The sequence below is a fragment of the Bradyrhizobium sp. SHOUNA76 genome, from assembly GCF_023006445.1.
In the GTDB taxonomy this organism is placed as follows: Bacteria; Pseudomonadota; Alphaproteobacteria; order Rhizobiales; family Xanthobacteraceae; genus Bradyrhizobium.
The window spans coordinates 1-14,464 of the sequence record NZ_JALBHA010000119.1; the positions used below are offsets into that span (position 1 = coordinate 1).

Here is a 14,464-nt window from a genome sequence, read left to right on the forward strand (position 1 = left end):
CTCCAGCTCTCCGGCGGCCAGCAGCAGCGCACCGCGATCGCTCGCGCGCTGGTCAAGGGCGCCGATCTCGTGCTGCTCGACGAGCCGCTCGCCAATCTCGATTACAAGCTGCGCGAGGAACTGCGCGCCGAGCTGCCGCGCATCTTCGAGGCTTCGGGCGCGATCTTCGTCTACGCCACCACCGAGCCGACCGAGGCGCTGCTGCTCGGTGGCAACACGGTGTGCATGTGGGAAGGCGAGGCGCTTCAGATGGGCGAGACCGCCAACGTCTACCGCCGCCCGCAGACGCTGCGCGTCGCGCAGGTTTTCTCCGATCCGCCGCTCAACCTCGTCGGCATCGAGAAGAGGAACGGGCAGGTCGCTTATGCCGGCGGCACGGCTTCGCCGGCCTCCGGTCTTTATTCAAGCCTTGCCGACGGCGCCTATCGTGTCGGTTTTCGCGCCCATCAACTCGCGCTCGCCAATGGCGAGGCCGATCGCCATGCCTTCCATGCCACGGTGACGGTGACCGAGATCACCGGTTCGGAGAGTTTCGTGCATCTGACCCGCGAAGGATCGAATTGGGTGGCGGTGCTGCACGGCGTGCACGAGTTCGAGCCGGGCCAGACGCTCGACGCCGTGCTCGATCCCAACGACGTTTTTGTCTTCGATGCCGCCGACCGGTTGGTCGCGGCGCCGAGCTCTTGAGGGAGGTGCGACATGGCCCGCATTGACCTCGTCGATCTCGCCCATTCCTACGGCGGCAATGATGCGCCACAGGACAGCTTTGCGCTGAAGCCTGTCACCATGACCTGGCGGCAGGGTGGCGCCTACGCGCTGCTCGGCCCGTCCGGCTGCGGCAAGACCACGCTGCTCAACGTCATCTCCGGCATCATCACGCCGTCGCGGGGGAAAATCCTGTTCGACGGCAAGGACATCACACCGCTGTCAACCCAGAAGCGCAACATCGCCCAGGTGTTCCAGTTTCCGGTGATCTACGACACCATGACGGTGGGGCAGAATTTGGCGTTTCCGCTGAAGAACCGCGGCGTGCCCAAGGCCGAGATCGACAAGCGCGTAGCAGAGATCGGTCGCCTGCTCGATCTCGAACCCTATCTCAACCGCAAGGCGACGCGCCTGACGGCGGACGCCAAGCAGAAGATCTCGCTCGGCCGCGGCCTCGTCCGTTCCGACGTCGCCGCCGTGCTGTTCGACGAGCCGCTGACGGTGATCGATCCCGAGCTGAAATGGCAGCTCCGCTCCAAGCTGAAGGCGCTGCATCGTGAGCTCGACCTCACGATGATCTACGTCACCCACGACCAGACCGAGGCGCTGACCTTTGCCGATACCGTCGTTGTGATGCATGACGGCCGCGTCGTGCAGAGCGGTACGCCGGCCGAGCTGTTCGACAAGCCGGCGCACACCTTCGTCGGCTATTTCATCGGCTCGCCCGGCATGAACATCCTGCCGGCCGAGGTGAGGGGACGCGAGGCGCGGATCGATGGCCACGTCATCGGACTCAACCGCGCTTACGACAACCTGCCTTCGGGCGCGAAGATCGAGATCGGCGTCCGTCCGGAATTCGTGGAGGTCGTCGCGCCTGCGCCCGGTCTGCTCACCGCAAGGATCGAGCGTCTCGACGATCTCGGCCGCATCCGTTTTGCGCGAGCACGCTTCGGCGACGCCAAGCTCGCGGCGCGCGCGCCCGCGGGGTTCGCCAGCTCGGACGGCATGGCCGGACTGAAATTCGATCCGTCGCACGTCCACGTCTACGCCGACAGCCTTCTGGTGGAGGGAGCCGCCTGATGGACAAGATCGTCAACCAAAAAGCCTGGTTCCTGGTGCTGCCGGTGTTCCTGGTCGTCGCTTTCTCGGCGGTGCTGCCGCTGATGACGGTGGTGAACTATTCGATGCAGGACACCTTCGGCAACAACCAGTTCTTCTGGAACGGGGTCGGCTGGTTCAAGGAATTGCTCGATCCCTCGACCGATCTCGGCGGCCGCTTCCTCGCCTCGCTCGGGCGCAATCTGTTCTTCTCGCTGGTGATCCTCGCGATCGAGGTGCCGCTCGGCATCGTCGTCGCGTTGTCGATGCCGCGACAGGGCTGGACGGTGGCGGCCTGCCTCGTCATCCTCGCGCTGCCGCTGCTAATTCCGTGGAACGTGGTCGGCACGATCTGGCAGATCTTCGGGCGCCCCGACATCGGCCTGCTCGGCTATGTCCTCAATGCCGTCGGCATCGACTACAATTACGTCTCCAACGAGATCGATGCCTGGGTCACCGTCATCGTGATGGACGTCTGGCACTGGACCAGCCTCGTTGCGTTGCTGTGCTATGCCGGCCTGAAGTCGATTCCCGAAGCCTATTATCAGGCCGCCCAGATCGACGGCGCCTCGCGCTGGGCCGTGTTCAAGGCGATCCAGCTGCCGAAGATGAACCGCGTGCTCTTGATCGCGGTGCTGCTGCGCTTCATGGACAGCTTCATGATCTATACCGAGCCGTTCGTCGTCACCGGCGGCGGCCCCGGCAACTCCACGACCTTCGTGTCGATCGAGCTGGTCAAGATCGCGCTCGGCCAATTCGACCTCGGCCAGGCCGCGGCGCTGTCGCTCGTCTACAATCTGATCATCCTGATCGTCTGCTGGATCTTCTACACCGTCATGACCAATGCGGGCGCCGAGCGCAAAGTCCAGGCGGAGAGCGAGCCGGCGGCGGAGCCCAAGCCGTCGGCCGCGCTGAAGCCGGTGCCGGCGCTCAAGCCAAAGGAAGGAGTGGCCTGATGCACTCGATCCCCGGCCGCCGCCTCATCATGGGGCTGTTCCTGATCTTTCTGCTGCTGCCGATCTACTGGCTCGTCAACATGAGCTTCAAGACCAATGCCGAAATCGTCTCGACGATGACGCTGTGGCCGCACACGCCGACGCTCCAGCATTACAAGCGCATCTTCACCGACGAGAGCTGGTATTCCGGCTACATCAACTCGCTGGAATACGTCATCCTCAACACCATCATCTCGATCTCGGTGGCGCTGCCGGCGGCCTATGCTTTCTCGCGCTACCGCTTCCTCGGCGACAAGCATCTGTTCTTCTGGCTGCTGTCGAACCGCATGGCGCCGGCCGCGGTCTATGCGCTGCCGTTCTTCAACCTCTATTCGGCGATCGGCCTGTTCGATACGCCCTGGGCGGTCGCGCTCGCGCATTGCATCTTCAACGTGCCGCTGGCGGTGTGGATCCTCGAAGGCTTCGTCTCCGGCGTTCCACGCGAGATCGACGAGACCGCCTTTCTCGACGGCTATTCCTTTCCGCGCTTCTTCATCAAGATCCTGGTGCCGTTGATCGCGAGCGGCATCGGTGTCGCCGCCTTCTTCTGCTTCATGTTCTCCTGGGTCGAGCTTCTGCTCGCGCGCACGCTGACCTCGGTGTCGGCCAAGCCGATCGCGGCGATCATGACGCGCACGGTATCGGCATCGGGCATGGACTGGGGCCTCTTGGCAGCCGCCGGCGTGCTCACCATCATTCCGGGCGCGCTCGTGATCTGGTTCGTCCGCAACTACATCGCGAGCGGTTTTGCGCTCGGTCGCGTCTGAGGCGCGCATGATCCCGAAAAGTGGAAACCGGTTTTCGGACCAGATCATGCGCAAGGAGTAGAGCATATGGAATCCATCGCATGGATGGCCTGGACGCTGCCGACGGCAATCTTCTTCGCCGCGCTCGCCTGCACGCTCGCCGTGATGACGTGGCTTGCGGCGGTCTATCCCGAAGCCGAGCGCGTCGGCGTGCTCCGCATTCCGACCACGCGCGGCGACCGCCTGTTTGTTTCGCTGATCGCTGCGGCGGTCATCCACCTTCTCTGGATCGGTTTCTTCGGCACGGATGCGATCGCAACGCTGCCGATCGGCGAGGAGGGCGTTGAAATCTCGCGCCTGTGGCTCGCAAGTGGAATTTCGTTGGTGACGGCCGTGCTCATATTCCGCACGGTCTGAAGCTCGCGAAGGGACGGCCAGATCCGGGGGCAATCCGGGTCTGTATAAAAGTTTGTCGCTGCAACGGAGGAACAACATGCGACAGTTTAGGAGAAGGAAAGGTCCATTGACCAAGAGCAGTTTTCTGACCATGTCCAGCGTCGCCGCGATTGTCGCGGTGTCGTTCGCCGTCTCGGCGCCGGTCCGCGCTGCCGACGACGCCGTGATCCAGAAGTGGATCGCAGAGTTCACGCCCTCGACGCTGTCGAAGGAAGACCAGAAGAAGGAGCTGGAGTGGTTCGCCAAGGCTGCCGAGCCCTTCAAGGGCATGGAGATCAACGTCGTCTCCGAGACCATCACGACTCACGAATATGAATCGCAGACGCTGGCCAAGGCGTTCTCCGAGCTCACCGGCATCAAGCTCAAGCACGACCTCATCCAGGAGGGTGACGTCGTTGAGAAGCTGCAGACCCAGATGCAGTCCGGCAAGAACGTCTATGACGGCTGGATCAACGATTCCGACCTGATCGGCACCCACTTCCGCTACGGACAGACCGTCGTTCTCTCGGACTACATGACCGGCGAGGGCAAGGACGTCACCGATCCCATGCTCGACGTCAACGACTTCATCGGCAAGTCGTTCACGACCGGTCCCGACGGTAAGCTCTATCAGCTGCCCGACCAGCAGTTCGCGAACCTCTATTGGTTCCGCTACGACTGGTTCACCAACGCCGACTACAAGGCCAAGTTCAAGGCCAAGTATGGCTACGAGCTCGGCGTGCCCGTGAACTGGTCCGCCTATGAGGACATCGCCGAGTTCTTCACCAACGACATCAAGGAGATCAACGGCGTCAAGGTCTACGGCCATATGGACTATGGCAAGAAGGACCCCTCGCTCGGTTGGCGTTTCACCGATGCCTGGCTCTCGATGGCCGGCAACGGTGACAAGGGCATTCCGAACGGCCTGCCGGTCGACGAATGGGGCATCCGCATGGAAGGCTGCCGCCCGGTCGGCTCCTCGGTGGAGCGTGGTGGCGACACCAACGGTCCGGCCGCGGTCTACTCGATCACCAAATATCTCGACTGGCTGAAGAAGTATGCGCCGCCGCAGGCCCAGGGCATGACGTTCTCCGAGGCAGGCCCGGTGCCGGCGCAGGGCAACATCGCCCAGCAGATGTTCTGGTACACGGCCTTCACCGCCGACATGGTGAAGCCGGGCATCGCCGTGATGAACGCGGACGGTACGCCGAAATGGCGTATGGCGCCCTCGCCGCACGGTGCGTACTGGAAGGAAGGCATGAAGCTCGGCTATCAGGACGCCGGCTCCGTGACGCTGCTCAAGTCGACCCCGGCGGATCGCCGCAAGGCGGCCTGGCTCTATCTCCAGTTCATCATCTCCAAATCGGTGAGCTTGAAGAAGAGCCATGTCGGTCTCACCTTCATCCGTGAATCCGACATCTGGGACAAGTCGTTCACCGAGCGCGCGCCGAAGCTCGGCGGCCTGATCGAGTTCTACCGCTCGCCTGCGCGCGTGCAGTGGACCCCGACCGGCAACAACGTGCCCGACTATCCGAAGCTCGCGCAGCTGTGGTGGCAGAACATCGGCGATGCGTCGTCCGGTGCGAAGACGCCGCAAGCCGCGATGGATGCCCTTGCGGCGGCTCAGGACTCCGTGATGGAGCGCCTGGAAAAGTCAAACGTGCAGGGTGCCTGCGGTCCGAAGCTGCACAAGAAGGAGAAGCCGGAGTACTGGTTCGCGAAGGCCGAGAAGGACGGCACCATCGCGCCCCAGCGCAAGCTCGCCAACGAGAAGCCGAAGGGCGAGACGGTCGACTACGACACCCTGATCAAGTCGTGGCCGGCCACCCCGCCCAAGCGCGCGGAAGCGAAGTAAGCGGCGCGTAACGTCATCAAATGCGAAAGGCCGGGAGCGATCCCGGCCTTTTTCTTTCTGGTGAACCCGGCTGCGTCTACCGCGTCATTGCGAGCGAAGCGAAGCAATCCAGAGTCTTTTCGCAATGGCAGTCTGGATTGCTTCGTCGCAAAAGCTCCTCGCAATGACGGAGGAGAAAGCGGAGATCACTCCGCCGGCTCAGCTGCCAGCGTCGGGTAGTCCGTATATCCCTTCGCGCCGCCGCCGTAGAACGTATTCTTGTCCCAGTCGTTCAGCGCGGCGCCCTGCTTCAGCCGCTCGACGAGATCGGGGTTGGAGATGAACGGCTTGCCGAAGGCGATGAGGTCGGCCGCGTTGGCGTCCAGCACCTTGGTTGCGAGATCGAAATCGTAGCCGTTGTTGGCGATGTAGGCGCCGGTAAAGCGCTTGCGCAAGGACGCGTAGTCGAACGGCGCGATGTCGCGGGGGCCGCCGGTGGCGCCTTCGACGACGTGGAGATAGACCAGCTTGAGCGCGCTGAGGCCGTCGACAATGTGGTTGTACAGGGCCTGCGGATTGGAATCCGAGATGTCGTTGGCCGGCGTCACCGGCGAGATGCGGATGCCGGTACGATTGGCTCCGGCCTCGGCCACGACGGCTTTGGAGACTTCCAGCATCAGCCGCGCGCGGTTCTCGATCGAGCCGCCATAGGCGTCCGTGCGCTTGTTGGCGCCGTCCTTGGCGAACTGCTCGAGCAGGTAGCCGTTGGCCCCGTGAATCTCGACGCCGTCGAAACCGGCCTCGAGCGCATTCTTCGTCGCGCGCTTGAAGTCGTCGATGGTTCCCGGAATCTCGGAAAGCTCGAGCGCGCGGGGCTCGGAGACGTCGGCGAAGCCGCCGTTCACGAAAGTCTTGCCCTTGGCGCGGATCGCGCTCGGCGCCACCGGGGCGGCGCCATTCGCCTGGAGGTCGACATGCGAGATGCGGCCGACATGCCAGAGCTGAATGAAGATCTTGCCGCCACGCTCGTGCACGCGGTCGGTGACCTTGCGCCAGCCGGCGACCTGCTCCTTGCTGTAGATGCCGGGGGTGTCCTGGTAGCCTTGCCCTTGCTGCGAGACCTGGCTCGCTTCGGTGATCAGAAGCCCTGCGGAGGCGCGCTGGCCGTAATAGTCGGCGGCGAGCGTGCCAGGCACGAACGTGCCGGGCGCGGCGCGATTGCGCGTCAGCGGCGCCATCACGAAACGGTTCGCAAGCGTGATCGGACCGAGCTTATAGGTCTCAAACAATTTGGTTGGACGGCTCATTGGTAATGTTTCCAGCGGTGAGAGGTCTGGAACAGTTGTGCATCGCGACATCAGGCGCAAGGGCGGAGCCATACTCAAAGTGCAGGCGAGCTACGCGGCAAGGCCGCGTAGCATAATTCATGTGCAATTTCGGCCGCGGCAGGAGAATTCCGCTACACGGCCGTGCAATTTTGCAAATCAGTTCGCGCCCATGAAATCGCGCTTGCCGATCTCGACGCCGTTGTGGCGCAAAATGCCGTGGGCGGTCGCGGCGTGGAAATAGAAGTTCGGCAGCGAGAACGCGCTCAGGAATTGCTGGCCCTTCATCGTGATGGATTTGTCCGGTCCGGCCGGGAAGGTGACGTCCTTGGTATCGGCACCCTCGAACTGCTCCGGCTTCAACGACTTCACGTAGTCGATCGTCTTTGCCAGCCGCTGCTTCAATTCCGCAAAGCTGGTCTCGGTGTCGGACGTCGAGGGCACTTCGCTATGGGTCAGCCGGGCACAGCCTTTGGCGGCGAAATCGGTGACGAGCTGGACCTGCTTCGACAGTGGCAGCATGTCCGGGAAGAGACGCGAGCCGAGCAGGACGCTGGGGTCGATCTTCTTGGCCGCGCAATGCGCCTCGGCTTTGGTGAGCAACCCGGTCACGCTGTTCAGCATTTGCAAATAGGCGGGGACGGCTGCGTCGTAGAAGGACATGTGATGCTCGCTTGTGAATGGGAAATCTCAGGAGAAAACCTGAGCCACTCACATGGGAGCCTCATGGGAAAATACAATCGCGGGAGCGGCTTGTGCGATGCGAAAATTCTACCGAATCGTTGTCTGGGGCTGCGCCTGTGCCGTGCCGCCGCGCATGCGCGCCAGCAGCTCCGCGGTCGGCCAGGAATCCGCAGGCAGGCCGAACTTGATCTGCATCGCCTTCACGGCGGCGCGGCTCTGCTGGCCTAGCACGCCGTCGACCTTGCCGACATTGAAGCTGGCGCGCATCAGCAACTGCTGCAATTCTTTTAGCTCGTTGAATGGCAATTGCGCCACCGGCGCCGCCGGCTTGCGCAGCGGCGCGGCACCCGCAATGCGCGAGGCGAGATAGCCCGCAGTGGTCGAATAGATCAGCGAGTTATTCCACTCGGTATAGGCCGCGAAATTCGCATAGGCCATGAAGGCCGGCCCAAAGCGCCCCATCGGCAGCAACACGGACGCCGCGAGATTGTCGTTCGGCAAGGGACGGCCGTCGGGATAGGTGACCCCGAGCTGCGCCCATGTCGAGCGTGGCTCTTTCACCGTGAGATCGGTCTTATCCCAGGGTAGATTCGGCGGCACCTTGATCTCTTCCAGCCACGGCTCGCCGCGCCGCCATTTCAAGCCGTTGGCAATGTAGTTCGCGGTCGAGCCGATCACGTCGGCCGGCGAGCGCAACAGGTCCCGTCGTCCGTCGCCGTCATAGTCGACGGCGTAGTTGACGTAATGCACAGGCAGGAATTGCGTCTGCCCGAGCTCGCCGGCCCAGGAGCCGATCATCTCGTCGGGATGCAGATCGCCGCGGTCGATGATCTTGAGCGCGGCGATGGTCTCGCCCACGAACATCTCTGAGCGGCGGCAGTCATAGGCGAGCGACACCAGCGATTTCAGCGTCGGCAGATTGCCCATGTTGGCGCCGAAGTCGCTCTCCAGCCCCCAGAACGCGGCGATCACCGCCGGCGGGACGCCATATTCCTTCTCGGCGCGCGCGAACGCGGCAGCGTGTTGCTTGATGTGCTGCTGGCCGTTCTGCATCCGATAGGGCGCCGCCATGCGGCCGGCGAATTCGGTGAAGAGCTGGCCGAACACGCGCTGGCCGCGGTCGCGATTGACGATGCCCTGGTCGTAGACGAGATAGGGCGAGGTCTCCGCGATCGTCCGCTGCGACACACCTGCAGCCACCGCTTGGCTCTTCACGTCGGCCAGGAAGCGATCGAAGCTCGCGCCGTTGTGGCAAGAGGCCGCGCGCGGCGAGGGTGCCTTGGGCGCTGCCGGCTTGGCGGGAGGTGGAAGCATTTGGGCGGAGGCGGTGGCAGCGCATGCAAGAAGTGCGACGGCCGCGATCAGAAATCGGGTCTGGACCATAGGGGTTCCGGCGGGAGGGCAGGCGTGGATTCGCCTGAAGTTTAGGTGAAGTGACAGTCTCAGGCCATCCCTTCATGCTCTGTCAGCAGGGAACGCGCGCGGATGTCGGGCGGGACCCTAGCCGAACAGCCGCATCAACAGCGCTTTCCCGACCGGGAGCGCCCTGACGCCCCGAAAGGCGCGAACATATTCGCCGGCATAGAACGCCCTGATCGCGTGCACGCGCGTATCCATGCCTTCCTCGAACCGCACGGCGAAGCCGTCCGTGGTCCGCCGCACCACGATGGCCGCGATCGGGCGGCCATAGATCCGGCATTCGATCGTGCTGCCCGGCGCCGGCGGATCCGGATCGATCAGGCGGGCGCCCGTGATGGAGATGTCGGCGAGCCGGGCGAGATGCGTCCTGCCGTCCTGTCGCAGCAGGACCGTCTCACTGCGGCTGAACCGCTCCGCCTTGCGCTTGCGCGGCTGCTCGATGCAGACGAAGCAGACCACGGTGAGGATGACCGCGTTGTAGAGGCTCCAGGCCAGGGCCAGTCCGCCATAGGCGATGTTCTCGCCGCGCAGGTGCAGGATGAAGGCATAGGCGATGGCCGCGAGCGTGATGAAAAGCGCGCCGCCATAGAGCCGCAGCAGCGGCCATTCGACAAATCGCCGGTTACGGTCGCCGCCTTTCGCGGTGACCTTGAACTTGTGGCCTTTCGGCTTCAACAGGCCGGCTGCCACCGCCTTGAGCACGGCGGGCGCCGCGATGAGCTGCGACACGTCGCTCATCATCGCGAGCGAGCGGCCGCGCGACAGCCAGGCCATGCTGAGGCCATTCCAGACATAGAACGGCAGAAAGACGCGCAACAGCTCGGTGAGGTCGGCCCGGACCGCCTTGATGCCGAACAGCAGGAACAGCCAGGGCACCACCAGGCCCGCTACCTTCGAGGTGTAGACCGCGGACCAGCTCATGAAGGCGTCGACCAGCGAGAGGCGGTCGATGAAGGACAGCTTCGAATCCTGAGACAGCGGTCCGCTGCGGCCGCGCACGATTTGCATCAGGCCGAGGCACCAGCGGGCGCGCTGGGTGATGTATTCCTTCAGCCCCTCCGGCGCGAGCCCGATCGTCAGCCGCTCGTTGAGATAGATCGTATTGAGGCCGTGTTCCCTCAAGCGAAGGGTGACGAGGTAGTCTTCCGTCACCGAATCGGTCGGAAATCCGCCGATCTGCACCAGCCCGGAATAGCGGATGAGCGACGAGGTCCCGCAGCAAAATGCGACGCCCCAGGCGTCCTTGGCCGGCAGCAGGATGTCGAAGAAAAACCGCTGCTCGTCGGGCCAGACGTCGGTCGCGGCGAGGTTGGTCTGGATCGGGTCTGGGTTGATGAAATGCTGCGGGGTCTGCACTACGCCGACCGAAACATCGTCCATGAGCGAGACGGTGCGCGCGAGGAAGTCGGGCCGCGGCACGAAGTCCGCATCGAGAATGGCAACGAATTCCGGCCGCTCCGGCAGGGCGCCGACGTGCTTGAGCGCGTGATTGATGTTGCCGGCCTTGGCGTGGTGGTTGTCGGGCCGCGTGAGATAATGGCAGCCGAGCTCGGCCGAAAGCCGACGCAGCCAGGGCCGCCTTCCGTCGTCGAGCACCCAGACGCGGTAATGGCCGTACGCCATGCCGGTCGCGCCGATGATCGTGCGCTCGAGGATCGATCGTTCCTCGTTGTAGGTGCAGATGAAGACGTCGATCAGCGGCGCGTCCGGATTGGTGGCACGGCCGTCGATCTTCGCTGCGCCGGTGCGGTCACGCGTCCGGCTCAGGAACAGCAACGACAACGCGACCGCGACCAGCGAGGCCGCTTCCAGCAGCATGAAGGGGTAGCCGATCGCGGCATCGACAGTCAGATGCGGCGGCGGAAGCGTCGACGTGATGCGCCAATAGAGATAGCGCAGCAGCAAGGCCACCGCCACGATGGCCAGCAACGAGCGGGCCATCGTGCTGTCGCGCCTGAGCAGCGGCACGATCGCCATGAAGGCGCCGAGTGCGATCAGGCCGGGCGTCAGCGCCATCATCACGGCGCGGTCTCGTTCCGGGCAAACACGACGCGGCCGGTACGTCCCACGGTGCAGGCGCGGGCCGCCGCATCGCGCGAGGCCACGGTCACGCGATAAGGCTCCTTGCTCAGCGCATCCGGATTGATGGCGAGATTGGCGGGCGCACCGGCGGCGCCGGTCAGGTTGACCACGGTGCCGGAGATCGGCTCACCGCCATCATTCGGCTCGAACGTCGCGCGATCGCCGAGCTGCAAGCGGTTGTAGACGCTCTCGGTGACGTTGGCGGTGATGACGGCACCGCTGCAATCGAGCACCTTGAGCAGGGGCTGGCCGGCCTGCACGTCCTCACCGGGTGAGGTCATCATCTCCCAGACGCGCCCCGCGACGGGTGTCGTGATGTCGGCTTCAGACAGATCGGCGAAGCGGACCTCCTCGATGATGATTTCGTTGGCGAGCCAGGCGATCTCGGTGTCGGTGCGCGCCAGATCGGCTTCGAGGTCGCCGGCACGCTGGCGCATCTCCTCCTCGCGCTGCACCGAACTTGGCCGGTCATTGTAGCTGTCGCCGAGGAACGAGCCGTTCTGCGCCGCGGTGAGCTCGACTTTGGCGGCATCCAGCCGCTTGCGCGCGCCGAGCTCGGTCTGTTGCGACACGGAGAGCTCGCGCGTCAACCGCGCCAGCTCGACGGTCGAGACATTGCCGGATTTCGCCAGCGAAGATGCGCGGTCGACGGCGGCACTGGCTTCGTCCCGCCGCGCCGCCGCCGCCTCGATCGAGGTCTGGATCTCGGCGATGCGGGCCTCGAGTTGGAGCACGCGTCCGTCGCGGAATTGGGCTGCCTGCCGCGCCAAGTCCTTTTGCGCGGCCTGTGCCAAGGCGAGCTTGGCAGCAAGGCTCGGCCGCTCGTTCTCGAGGCGCGACTTCTGCCGCCGGAGATCATCGAGCCGGGTGCGATCCCCGCGCGAATTGACGACGCGCAGGACGACGGTTCTGGCATCTAACTTGGCCTGATCGGTCACGCGCTGGGCGGCCGAGACACGGCCACCGATGGGCGTGCGCAACGTGACGAGGCGGGAATTCAGAACGGCCTCGACGCTCGAGTTTTCCCAGATCGCGCGCAGCGGCAGCCAGCCGAACACGGCGATGACGGCGAGCCCAATGGCGATCTTGGCGCCGCGCTGCAGATGTAACCAATGCCGCCCAGATTCTGGCGTCGTTTGCCCGTCGGCTGCGTGGCCGGGCTCGTCATTGGCGAACAGCTGCTCGTGCAGCGCCTCCTGCAAGCCTTTCGCGTCAGTCTTGCTCTCGTTAGGGGAGGGAATGGATGCGGGATCGACGGAAGCGGCGCGCGAGCGGTCCATCATGACGGTCACCTTGCTGACGAGATGCCAACGGGACCGGTCAATGCGCGAGAACCGCGCGCCGTGCCCGGTTACCGTGTATTAAGCCGAAGCTGCGCTTTCCAGGTTGCTAAGCGTCCGCGCTCGTTTTTGCGCAAATCCCGGTCAATGTTTAGCGGCGGGGGAAAGGCTGACCGCACTGCTGTGAATATGCGGCCCGGCGACGCACGAACCTTGCGGTCGCCGACCGCATTCATACTTCGTGGGAGCCGGCCGAAGGTTCGCCCGCGGCCGCCCCAGGAGACGGCCATGAACTATCTTCGTACCGCAATGCTGCTTGCAGGCCTGACTGCCCTGTTCATGGGCGTCGGCTATCTGATCGGTGGTGCCTCCGGCGCCGTGATCGCGCTGGTTATTGCCGCTGCGACCAATCTTTTCACCTACTGGAACTCCGACCGCATGGTGCTCTCCATGTACGGCGCCCATGAGGTCGATCGTTCGACCGCGCCGGAGCTGATCGGGCTGGTCGCGGAACTTGCGGGCCGTGCGGGCCTGCCGATGCCGCGCGTGTTCCTGATGGACGAGATGCAGCCCAACGCGTTCGCGACCGGCCGCAATCCGGAAAACGCGGCCGTCGCCGTCACCACCGGGCTGATGAACCAGCTCAACCGCGAGGAGCTCGCCGGCGTGATTGCGCACGAGCTCGCTCATATCAAGAATCATGACACGCTGCTGATGACCATCACCGCGACCATTGCGGGCGCGATCTCCATGCTCGCCCAGTTCGGCATGTTCTTCGGCGGCAATCGCGACAACAACAACGGTCCGGGCATCGTCGGCTCGATCCTGATGATGATCCTCGCCCCGCTGGGCGCCATGCTGGTGCAGATGGCGATCAGCCGGACCCGTGAATATGCCGCGGACAATCTCGGTGCGCGCATCGCGGGACAACCGATGTGGCTGGCCTCCGCGCTGGTGAAGATCGAGGGCGCCGCGCATCAGGTGCCGAACTATGAGGCCGAGCGAAATCCCGCGACCGCGCACATGTTCATCATCAATCCGCTGTCGGGCCACGGTGTGGACAATCTGTTCGCCACCCATCCCTCGACACAGAACCGCATCGCCGCGCTGCGCGAGCTCGCTGCCGAACTCGGCACGCAGGCGGCGCCGTCGGTCGGCGCCAACGAGAACTATCCGCCTCGCGGCCCGTGGGGCCGCTCGTCTTCACGTGGTCCTTCACGTGGTCCTTGGGGCTGAAACGAAACCGGCTGGAATTTTGCATCCCGCTTTGTGACCTGGCGCACACTGGATCGCCGGAGCCGGTGTTAACACCTCGGCGAGACCAACTTCGAAAGGGGATGCGTGGCCGGCCCTATGCCGGACACCGTCGAAGATGACCAGAACTGCCGTACCATTGCTGATCGTCATGTGCGTACTTGTCGGCCTGTCCACGCACATGGTCGTCAATTGCGGTGACGAGGACGATCCCGACATCTGCTCGGCCGTGATCGGCTTCTCGCCGTTGCGCGGCTCGCTGATCGCCTTTGCCTATGAGGGGCGCGGTCGGATCGCGCTGCGCCATGGCGACTTCAGGCGGGCGATGGCCGATTTCGACGAGGCCATTCACCTCAATCCCAACCGCGCCTCGCTCTATCGCGAGCGCGCGCTCGCGCGTCGTCAGAACGGCGATCTCGCGCTCGCCATCGCCGACTATGACGAGGCGATCGCGCATGATCCGAAGCTTGCTGCGCCCTATCACCAGCGCGGTCTCGCGCTCGCCGCCACCGGCGATCTCGATCGCGCCATCCTGAGTTACAACACGGCGGTCCGCCTCGATCCGTCGGATGCCCTGGCCCGCCTCGACCGCGGCCTGGCATTCCTC

The 14,464-nt window shown here is 64.2% G+C and carries 13 protein-coding genes; 8 read left to right on the top strand and 5 right to left on the bottom strand.

Going from position 1 to position 14,464, the window contains the following annotated elements:
- The 6 genes from MOV74_RS15590 to MOV74_RS15615 all read left to right on the top strand — a co-directional run.
- Positions 1-687: ABC transporter ATP-binding protein (locus MOV74_RS15590; RefSeq protein ID WP_246923755.1), on the top strand; the 687-nt coding region annotated here is incomplete at its 5' end.
- 12 nt (positions 688-699) lie between these two features.
- Positions 700-1,785 (top strand): ABC transporter ATP-binding protein, encoded by a 1,086-nt coding sequence (locus MOV74_RS15595; RefSeq protein ID WP_246923759.1) that lies wholly within the window; start codon positions 700-702, stop codon positions 1,783-1,785.
- On the top strand, positions 1,785-2,759 hold the full coding sequence (locus MOV74_RS15600; protein WP_246923762.1) for a carbohydrate ABC transporter permease: 975 nt from the start codon (positions 1,785-1,787) through the stop codon (positions 2,757-2,759). Before MOV74_RS15595 ends, MOV74_RS15600 begins: the two co-directional genes overlap by 1 nt.
- Positions 2,759-3,565 (top strand): carbohydrate ABC transporter permease, encoded by an 807-nt coding sequence (locus MOV74_RS15605; protein WP_246923766.1) that lies wholly within the window; start codon positions 2,759-2,761, stop codon positions 3,563-3,565. Before MOV74_RS15600 ends, MOV74_RS15605 begins: the two co-directional genes overlap by 1 nt.
- 66 nt (positions 3,566-3,631) lie before the next feature.
- Positions 3,632-3,961, top strand: coding sequence for a DUF2160 domain-containing protein (locus tag MOV74_RS15610; RefSeq protein ID WP_246923768.1), 330 nt, complete (start codon positions 3,632-3,634; stop codon positions 3,959-3,961).
- A 130-nt stretch (positions 3,962-4,091) separates the two neighbouring features.
- Positions 4,092-5,834 (top strand): ABC transporter substrate-binding protein, encoded by a 1,743-nt coding sequence (locus tag MOV74_RS15615; protein WP_246923816.1) that lies wholly within the window; start codon positions 4,092-4,094, stop codon positions 5,832-5,834.
- Positions 5,835-6,019: 185 nt separating this feature from the next.
- Here the strand turns inward: MOV74_RS15615 and MOV74_RS15620 are convergent, their stop codons facing one another.
- The 5 genes from MOV74_RS15620 to MOV74_RS15640 form a co-directional block, all read right to left on the bottom strand.
- Complete coding sequence (locus MOV74_RS15620; protein WP_246923770.1) at positions 6,020-7,120, bottom strand: alkene reductase; 1,101 nt, start codon at positions 7,118-7,120, stop codon at positions 6,020-6,022.
- 177 nt (positions 7,121-7,297) lie between these two features.
- On the bottom strand, positions 7,298-7,801 hold the full coding sequence (locus tag MOV74_RS15625; protein WP_246923773.1) for a DUF1993 family protein: 504 nt from the start codon (positions 7,799-7,801) through the stop codon (positions 7,298-7,300).
- Between the two features lie 108 nt (positions 7,802-7,909).
- A complete protein-coding gene (locus MOV74_RS15630) occupies positions 7,910-9,205 on the bottom strand; it encodes a lytic murein transglycosylase (protein WP_246923775.1) in 1,296 nt (431 codons plus the stop codon).
- Between the two features lie 117 nt (positions 9,206-9,322).
- On the bottom strand, positions 9,323-11,260 hold the full coding sequence (locus MOV74_RS15635; protein WP_246923819.1) for a glycosyltransferase: 1,938 nt from the start codon (positions 11,258-11,260) through the stop codon (positions 9,323-9,325).
- On the bottom strand, positions 11,260-12,606 hold the full coding sequence (locus MOV74_RS15640; RefSeq protein WP_246923777.1) for an HlyD family secretion protein: 1,347 nt from the start codon (positions 12,604-12,606) through the stop codon (positions 11,260-11,262). Before MOV74_RS15640 ends, MOV74_RS15635 begins: the two co-directional genes overlap by 1 nt.
- A 285-nt stretch (positions 12,607-12,891) precedes the next feature.
- On the opposite strand from MOV74_RS15640, the gene htpX reads away from it, so the two are divergent.
- Complete coding sequence (gene htpX / locus MOV74_RS15645; RefSeq protein ID WP_246923780.1) at positions 12,892-13,839, top strand: zinc metalloprotease HtpX; 948 nt, start codon at positions 12,892-12,894, stop codon at positions 13,837-13,839.
- 136 nt (positions 13,840-13,975) lie between these two features.
- The coding region (locus tag MOV74_RS15650; RefSeq protein WP_246923783.1) for a tetratricopeptide repeat protein at positions 13,976-14,464 on the top strand (489 nt) is incomplete at its 3' end.

What these genes read in the sequence shown, in the direction of transcription:
- MOV74_RS15595 (WP_246923759.1), top strand. Translation starts at nt 700, where the DNA reads ATGGCCCGCATTGACCTCGTCGATCTCGCCCATTCCTACGGCGGCAAT.
- MOV74_RS15600 (WP_246923762.1), top strand. Translation starts at nt 1,785, where the DNA reads ATGGACAAGATCGTCAACCAAAAAGCCTGGTTCCTGGTGCTGCCGGTG.
- MOV74_RS15605 (WP_246923766.1), top strand. Translation starts at nt 2,759, where the DNA reads ATGCACTCGATCCCCGGCCGCCGCCTCATCATGGGGCTGTTCCTGATC.
- MOV74_RS15610 (WP_246923768.1), top strand. Translation starts at nt 3,632, where the DNA reads ATGGAATCCATCGCATGGATGGCCTGGACGCTGCCGACGGCAATCTTC.
- MOV74_RS15615 (WP_246923816.1), top strand. Translation starts at nt 4,092, where the DNA reads ATGTCCAGCGTCGCCGCGATTGTCGCGGTGTCGTTCGCCGTCTCGGCG.
- MOV74_RS15620 (WP_246923770.1), bottom strand. Translation starts at nt 7,120, where the DNA reads ATGAGCCGTCCAACCAAATTGTTTGAGACCTATAAGCTCGGTCCGATC.
- MOV74_RS15625 (WP_246923773.1), bottom strand. Translation starts at nt 7,801, where the DNA reads ATGTCCTTCTACGACGCAGCCGTCCCCGCCTATTTGCAAATGCTGAAC.
- MOV74_RS15630 (WP_246923775.1), bottom strand. Translation starts at nt 9,205, where the DNA reads ATGGTCCAGACCCGATTTCTGATCGCGGCCGTCGCACTTCTTGCATGC.
- MOV74_RS15635 (WP_246923819.1), bottom strand. Translation starts at nt 11,260, where the DNA reads ATGATGGCGCTGACGCCCGGCCTGATCGCACTCGGCGCCTTCATGGCG.
- MOV74_RS15640 (WP_246923777.1), bottom strand. Translation starts at nt 12,606, where the DNA reads ATGATGGACCGCTCGCGCGCCGCTTCCGTCGATCCCGCATCCATTCCC.
- htpX (WP_246923780.1), top strand. Translation starts at nt 12,892, where the DNA reads ATGAACTATCTTCGTACCGCAATGCTGCTTGCAGGCCTGACTGCCCTG.